Genomic DNA, 7,599 nt, shown 5'->3' on the forward strand with positions numbered 1-7,599 from the left:
TTTATTTTTTTGTATGACAAATTATTTATTTCTTTTCGTTCTATCTGTCAAATTTATTTCCTGTTCACGTTTACCATATAACTGATTAATTTCATTTGCTACTGCATCTAAATATGAATCGGAAAAAATAGGCTTCTTTTCTTTAGACATAGGGGTCTCCTTTGCGGATTTTTTAGTATTCATTATGTATATTTCTCAGTGGATTATGCACAATCATTTTAATTTTTTTCTTATTAAAAATTTTTGTTTACTTTTTGAAAATAAAGGAGTATTATAATCCACAGTTTCAATTTTCTAAATCGCTGAAACCGCATGGTACGGGGGACCCGTTTTTACGGATTAGTACATAATCCGATGGGGTGAATCCTTAAAAAAGGTAGGGCTACTCATAGGCCCGAATCCGACAGCTAACCTCGTAAGCGTTATATTGAGAAGGAAGGTGGAGCTTGTGCGACAAAAAAAATAATGTCTACAAGTCTATTTCGCTATGGCTTGTAGACATTTTTTGTTTTCTGAGTAAATAGTTTACTGGCTGCAACAAGCAGAAAAGTTCGTACAAAATTATTGGAGAGTGGACAGCATTGGTTTCATCTATTAAAAGATTTTTAATTGGAAGACCGTTAAAATCAACGGAGCTTGGAGAACAAAAGCTTAATAAAACGAAAGCTTTAGCTATTTTATCTTCTGACGCATTGTCATCAGTTGCTTACGGTCCAGAGCAAATTTTAATTGCTTTAGCAGGTGTTGGAGCGATCGCTTATTGGTATTCCATTCCGATCGCTGTTGGGGTATTAGTATTATTGACAGCCCTTATTTTATCTTATCGTCAAATTATTTTTGCTTATCCGCATGGCGGGGGAGCGTATGTTGTATCAAAAGAAAATTTAGGGATGAATCCAGGCTTAATTGCTGGAGGATCTTTATTAGTTGACTATATTTTAACTGTTGCGGTAAGTGTGTCCGCTGGTACAGATGCAATTACGTCTGCGTTTCCTAGCTTACATGCACACAACGTAATTATTGCGGTTATATTTGTTATATTAATTACGATATTAAATTTAAGGGGAGTAACGGAATCAGCTTCCGTTTTAGCATATCCTGTTTATTTATTCGTTTTAGCACTATTTATATTAATTGGTGTGGGCATATATAATATTTTAACTGGTCATGTTTCACCCACTTTACATGCGCCAATTGGTACACCAGTTGCAGGGATTAGTTTATTTTTATTACTAAGAGCATTTGCATCAGGTAGTTCTGCTTTAACAGGTGTTGAAGCAATTTCAAATGCAATTCCGAACTTTAAAGATCCTGCGCCAAACAATGCTGCAAAAACATTGCTTGCAATGGGTGCATTACTTGCTGTGTTATTTTCAGGAATTGTATTTTTAGCTTATTATTACGGAGTGACTCCGAGTAAAGAAGTAACAGTTGTTTCTCAAATTGCTGAACAAACATTTGGACGTAATTTCATGTACTATTTCATACAAGGTACAACAGCTTTAATATTAATTCTTGCTGCTAATACAGGTTATTCTGCATTTCCTTTATTAGCGGTTAACCTTGCAAAAGATAAATTCATACCGAGAATGTTTACGATTAGAGGAGACCGCCTAGGTTACTCAAACGGTATTATTATACTTGGAGTTGCTTCGATTATTTTAATTGTAGCTTTCCAAGGACAAACAGAACATTTAATTCCACTATATGCAGTAGGTGTATTTATTCCATTTACACTTTCTCAAACAGGGATGGTATTAAAATGGCTTCGCGAAAAGCCTGAAGGATGGGCTTTAAGATTAACGGTTAATTTAATTGGTGCAGTTATTAGTTTTATCGTAATGAGCATGTTCTTTTTAACTAAATTTGCACAAGTTTGGTCGATTCTTATTTTCTTACCAGTTATTATCTTCTTATTCCATCGAATTAAGAAGCATTATGATGCAGTGGGTGATCAATTAAGTTTAAAAACTTGCGAGCCTCTTATTCCAATTGAGGGGAATGTAATTGTCGTTCCTGTAGCAGGTATGACGCATGTAGTAGAAAATTCATTGAACTATGCGAAATCGCTTTCGGCAGATCAAGTTATCGCAGTATATGTTGCTTTTGACAGAGAAGAGGAAAAGAAATTTGAGGAGAAATGGAATAAGTGGCAACCTGAAGTAAGGCTTGTTACATTACATTCTCATTATAGAAGTATTATTCAGCCGCTAACTAAGTTTATCGATACAGTGCAATATAAGGCAAGTGAATCGAATTACCGTGTTACGGTCGTTATACCACAGTTCATTCCGAAAAAAGGTTGGCATAACATTCTTCATAATCAATCCAGTTTACTTATACGTGCGTATTTACTTTATAAAAGAAATGTTGTTATTACGACAGTTCCATATCATTTGAAAAAATAAGAAAATTTTTTAAGGATAGCTTCGCGAAAATGAAGCTATCCTTTTTGTGTATATGCTATGCATAATTGCATATGGGGTTAAAAATTATACTAATATAACTTCATTGGTTATTTGAAAGTAGTGTTTTCTGTTGTGATATGTAGATATTTCAATCGATAAAGTGAATCGGATTATATTTTGAAATAAGGACATGAAAGCTTGAAAATAAAGGGAATGAAAATACTTCTTTACGATATATAAACAGCTGTGTTTAAATGACCTTACAGTACAAAACTTATATGAAAACAAAATGAAATTTCATATTTACGTATGTTGTTTAGTTTGAAATGAATAATATTTTTATGTAATATATTCACTGTGTGAATGTGGGAATTTCGATGAAATAGAAAATTTATACAATATTATTCATACTAAACACATATGAAAAATAATGAAATGTTTTGTGACGATAAGTAAGTACTGTAGCAATACGAGAGAGGTGGTTCATACATAGATCACGTTGAGAACGTTCTCTATTTTAACCATCTCAAATTATGGGCAAGAAAATAGAATAATAAAATGCGATAGTAATAGTTGCTAATACATAGGAGGAGTTAAAGTGAAAAAGACTTTAATTACAGGGTTATTGGTTACAGCGGTATCTACGAGTTGCTTCATTCCTGTAAGCGCTTACGCTAAGGAGGGGCAAACGGAAGTGAAAACAGTATATGCGCAAAATGTAATTGCTCCAAATACATTATCCAATTCAATTAGAATGTTAGGATCACAATCACCGCTTATTCAAGCATACGGATTAATTATTTTGCAACAGCCAGACATTAAGGTAAATGCGATGAGTAGCTTAACGAATCATCAAAAGTTTGCAAAGGCGAATGTACGAGAGTGGATTGATGAATATAATCCGAAGCTAATTGACTTAAATCAAGAGATGATGAGATACAGCACTAGATTCAATAGTTATTATAGTAAGCTCTATGAACTAGCAGGAAATGTAAATGAAGATCAGCAAGCAAAAACAGATTTTATGAGTGCATATGGAAAATTACAATTGCAAGTACAGAGCATCCAAGAGAGTATGGAGCAAGATTTATTAGAGTTAAATCGATTTAAAACAGTATTAGACAAAGATAGTAACAACTTATCAATTAAAGCCGATGAAGCAATAAAAACACTGCAAGGATCAAGTGGAGATATTGTGAAATTAAGAGAAGATATTAAAAGAATTCAAGGGGAAATTCAAGCTGAACTAACTACTATTTTGAATAGACCTCAAGAAATCATTAAAGGTTCTATTAATATCGGTAAACAAGTATTTACAATCACAAATCAAACTGCACAAACGAAAACAATCGATTTTGTTTCTATCGGTACTTTAAGTAATGAAATTGTAAATGCTGCAGATAGTCAAACGAGAGAAGCAGCTCTTCGCATTCAGCAAAAGCAAAAAGAGTTATTGCCACTTATTCAAAAGTTATCACAAACTGAAGCAGAGGCGACTCAAATTACATTCGTTGAAGATCAAGTAAATAGCTTTACAGAATTAATTGATCGTCAAATTACAACTTTAGAAACGTTATTAACGGATTGGAAAGTTTTAAATAATAATATGATTCAAATTCAAACAAATGTTGAAGAAGGCACGTATACAGACAGTAGTTTACTTCAAAAACATTTTAATCAAATTAAAAAAGTAAGTGATGAAATGAATAAGCAAACAAATCAATTTGAAGATTACGTTACAAACGTTGAAGTACATTAAATAGAAAAATAATTAGCGATATAGGGAGAGAAGAAAAATGACAAAAAAACCATATAAAGTAATGGCTCTATCAGCACTTATGGCAGTATTTGCAGCAGGAAATATTATGCCGGCTCATACGTATGCAGCTGAAAGTACAGTGAAACAAGCTCCAGTTCATGCGGTAGCAAAAGCTTATAATGACTATGAAGAATATTCATTAGGACCAGAAGGCTTGAAAGATGCAATGGAAAGAACAGGTTCAAATGCTTTAGTAATGGATCTGTATGCTTTAACAATTATTAAACAAGGTAATGTTAACTTTGGAAATGTATCGACTGTTGATGCAGCTTTAAAAGGAAAAGTGATTCAGCACCAAGATACAGCTAGAGGAAATGCGAAGCAATGGTTAGATGTATTAAAGCCACAGCTTATTTCAACGAATCAAAACATCATTAACTACAATACAAAATTCCAAAACTATTATGATACTTTAGTTGCTGCGGTAGATGCAAAAGATAAAGCGACTCTTACGAAAGGCCTAACTAGATTATCAAGTAGTATTAATGAAAATAAAGCGCAAGTGGATCAGTTAGTAGAAGACTTGAAAAAATTCCGAAATAAAATGACGTCGGATACGCAAAACTTCAAGGGTGATGCAAATCAAATTACATCTATATTAGCTAGTCAAGATGCAGGAATTCCGCTTCTACAAAATCAAATTACAACGTACAATGAGGCAATTAGTAAATATAATGCAATTATTATCGGTTCATCTGTTGCGACAGCTCTAGGACCAATTGCAATTATTGGTGGTGCAGTAGTTATTGCTACGGGCGCAGGAACACCGCTAGGAGTCGCATTAATTGCAGGTGGTGCAGCAGCTGTAGGCGGTGGTACAGCTGGTATCGTATTAGCGAAGAAAGAACTTGACAATGCACAAGCTGAAATTCAAAAAATAACTGGACAAATTACAACTGCTCAATTAGAAGTAGCTGGGTTAACGAACATTAAAACACAAACTGAGTATTTAACAAATACGATTGATACTGCAATTACAGCGTTGCAAAACATTTCAAACCAATGGTATACAATGGGATCGAAATACAATTCTTTACTTCAAAATGTGGATTCAATTAGTCCAAACGATCTTGTTTTCATTAAAGAAGATTTAAACATTGCGAAAGATAGCTGGAAAAACATTAAAGACTATGCAGAAAAGATTTATGCTGAAGATATTAAAGTAGTAGACACGAAAAAAGCATAATTGAATACGAATCGTTAGAGCGTTAAGTGTTGATGAATGATTTGAAGCTCCTGTTCAGTTGTGAGCAGGAGCTTTTGATATCCTTATAAAGAGAATAGGTGAAAAATATGCAGAAACGATTTTATAAAAAATGTCTTTTAGCGGTAATGATTGCTGGGGTGGCAACGAGTAACGCATTTCCTTTACATCCTTTTGCAGCAGAACAAAATGTAAAGGTGCTACAAGAAAATGTGAAAAACTATTCTCTTGGACCAGCAGGATTCCAAGATGTAATGGCACAAACGACATCAAGTATATTTGCAATGGATTCATATGCAAAATTAATTCAAAATCAACAAGAGACGGATTTAAGTAAAATAAGTTCGATTAATAGTGAATTTAAAGGGAATATGATTCAGCATCAAAGAGATGCAAAAATTAATGCAGCATATTGGTTAAATAATATGAAGCCTCAAATTATGAAAACAGATCAAAATATTATAAATTACAATAATACTTTTCAATCGTATTATAATGACATGTTAATAGCGATTGATCAAAAGGATAGTGGAAAATTAAAAGCGGATTTAGAAAAGTTGTATGCGGATATTGTAAAGAATCAAAATGAGGTAGATGGATTATTAGGAAATTTGAAAGCTTTTCGCGATAGAATGGCGAAAGATACAAATAGTTTCAAAGAGGATACAAATCAGTTAACAGCGATATTGGCAAGTACGAATGCTGGTATTCCAGCTCTAGAGCAACAAATAAATACATATAACGATTCGATTAAAAAGAGTAATGATATGGTCATTGCTGGTGGCGTACTTTGCGTAGCTCTAATAACATGTCTTGCTGGCGGGCCGATGATTGCGGTTGCGAAAAAAGATATCGCAAATGCAGAAAGAGAAATCGCCAATTTAAAAGATAGAATTTCAGGAGCACAAGCAGAAGTCGTAATTTTGACTGATGTAAAAAATAAAACAACAAACATGACAGAAACAATTGATGCAGCAATTACAGCACTACAAAACATATCAAATCAATGGTATACAGTAGGTGCAAAGTATAATAATTTATTACAAAACGTAAAAGGAATTAGTCCGGAAGAGTTTACGTTTATAAAAGAAGATTTACATACAGCGAAAGATAGCTGGAAAGATGTAAAGGATTATACAGAAAAATTACATGAAGGTGTGGCAAAGTAAACAGTGGACTAGTTCTGCTGTTTATTTTTCATCCTGTTTTTTGTGAGAGTTGAGCTTGCAATTATATATAAGTTTGTCATGTGTTTTATCAATGTGGCTATTGGGTAATAGTTAATCAAATTGATACGAATAACCTAAATAAATTTCTGATCAAGTCTTTTATATGTAATGTTTTAATGAAAAAAGCTATACTGTAAGCAAAACTAAAAATTGGAGAGGAAATACTACAACATGGAAAATTATCTATTATTTATCCTTACAGCAATGTTAATCATAATCATGCCTGGTCCTGGTTTTGCACTAGTTACAAAAAATACTATCTCGCATGGTAAAAATGGCGGGATAAAGACTGTTTTAGGAACGATATCTGGAATGATGATTCATACAATAATGGCTACGTTAGGACTTTCTGCTATCTTAATGAAATTTGCTATGTTATTTACATTTATAAAATATGCTGGGGCTGTTTATTTAATTTATTTAGCTGTAAAGTCAATTAAAAGTGCCTTACATAAAAAAGAAGATATGTCAGGTTCAGCAGAAATGGACTCTAAGGATATTGGGGCAATTAAAAGCTTTAGACAAGGATTTACTACGGCAATTTTAAATCCAAAAACCGCTGTATTTTTCCTTAGTTTTTTACCCCAATTTATTGTGAGTAATCAAAATCATTTCCTCCAATTTCTTTTATTAGGAGTCACATTTACGACTTTGACAGCAATATGGTATTTACTTTACATCTCACTCATACGTCAATTAAGAACTTTTTTAAGAAAAGAAAGAGTGAACCGTACAATAGAGGGTATTACAGGCGCCGTATTATTAGTATTTGGAGTTAGATTGTTTTTCCAAAAATAAATATGTAGATAAAACGAGAAATAAAAAAGTTGATTATTTCTCGTTTTATTCTTTAAAATCTGCAACAGAATCAGGATTTCCCCTCAAAGTATAAATTCCAAGAGGAACCGTTTTTTTATTTACTTATATACGTACAGCTGT

6 protein-coding genes and 1 riboswitch are annotated in these 7,599 nt (G+C 32.9%); of the genes, 5 read left to right on the top strand and 1 reads right to left on the bottom strand.

Features of this window, described 5'->3' with window-relative positions:
* Positions 1 to 21 precede the first annotated feature (21 nt).
* Positions 22 to 150 (bottom strand): hypothetical protein, encoded by a 129-nt coding sequence (locus HMPREF2590_RS30680; protein ID WP_000031873.1) that lies wholly within the window; start codon positions 148 to 150, stop codon positions 22 to 24.
* A 140-nt stretch (positions 151 to 290) separates the two neighbouring features.
* Positions 291 to 437: riboswitch (cyclic di-AMP (ydaO/yuaA leader) on the top strand.
* A gap of 144 nt (positions 438 to 581) precedes the next feature.
* Between HMPREF2590_RS30680 and HMPREF2590_RS09685 the strand changes: the two genes are divergently transcribed.
* The 5 genes from HMPREF2590_RS09685 (at position 582) to HMPREF2590_RS09705 (ending at position 7,458) form a co-directional block, all read left to right on the top strand.
* Positions 582 to 2,408 carry an APC family permease gene (locus tag HMPREF2590_RS09685; protein WP_000254888.1) on the top strand — a complete coding sequence of 609 codons (1,827 nt, stop codon included), beginning with the start codon at positions 582 to 584 and terminating at the stop codon, positions 2,406 to 2,408.
* A 598-nt stretch (positions 2,409 to 3,006) separates the two neighbouring features.
* A complete protein-coding gene (gene nheA, locus HMPREF2590_RS09690; protein WP_000751833.1) occupies positions 3,007 to 4,167 on the top strand; it encodes a non-hemolytic enterotoxin NHE subunit A in 1,161 nt (386 codons plus the stop codon).
* A gap of 37 nt (positions 4,168 to 4,204) precedes the next feature.
* Positions 4,205 to 5,413: a non-hemolytic enterotoxin NHE subunit B gene (gene nheB / locus HMPREF2590_RS09695; RefSeq protein ID WP_000162975.1), complete on the top strand. Its 1,209-nt coding sequence runs from the start codon at positions 4,205 to 4,207 to the stop codon at positions 5,411 to 5,413.
* A 107-nt stretch (positions 5,414 to 5,520) separates the two neighbouring features.
* Entirely contained in the window at positions 5,521 to 6,600 is a 1,080-nt protein-coding gene (nheC, locus tag HMPREF2590_RS09700) for a non-hemolytic enterotoxin NHE subunit C (protein WP_001171982.1), read from the top strand.
* A gap of 231 nt (positions 6,601 to 6,831) precedes the next feature.
* Positions 6,832 to 7,458, top strand: coding sequence for a LysE family translocator (locus HMPREF2590_RS09705; protein WP_000432987.1), 627 nt, complete (start codon positions 6,832 to 6,834; stop codon positions 7,456 to 7,458).
* Positions 7,459 to 7,599 lie beyond the last annotated feature (141 nt).

The organism is Bacillus sp. HMSC036E02 (assembly GCF_001836235.1).
Taxonomy (GTDB): Bacteria; Bacillota; Bacilli; order Bacillales; family Bacillaceae_G; genus Bacillus_A; species Bacillus_A cereus.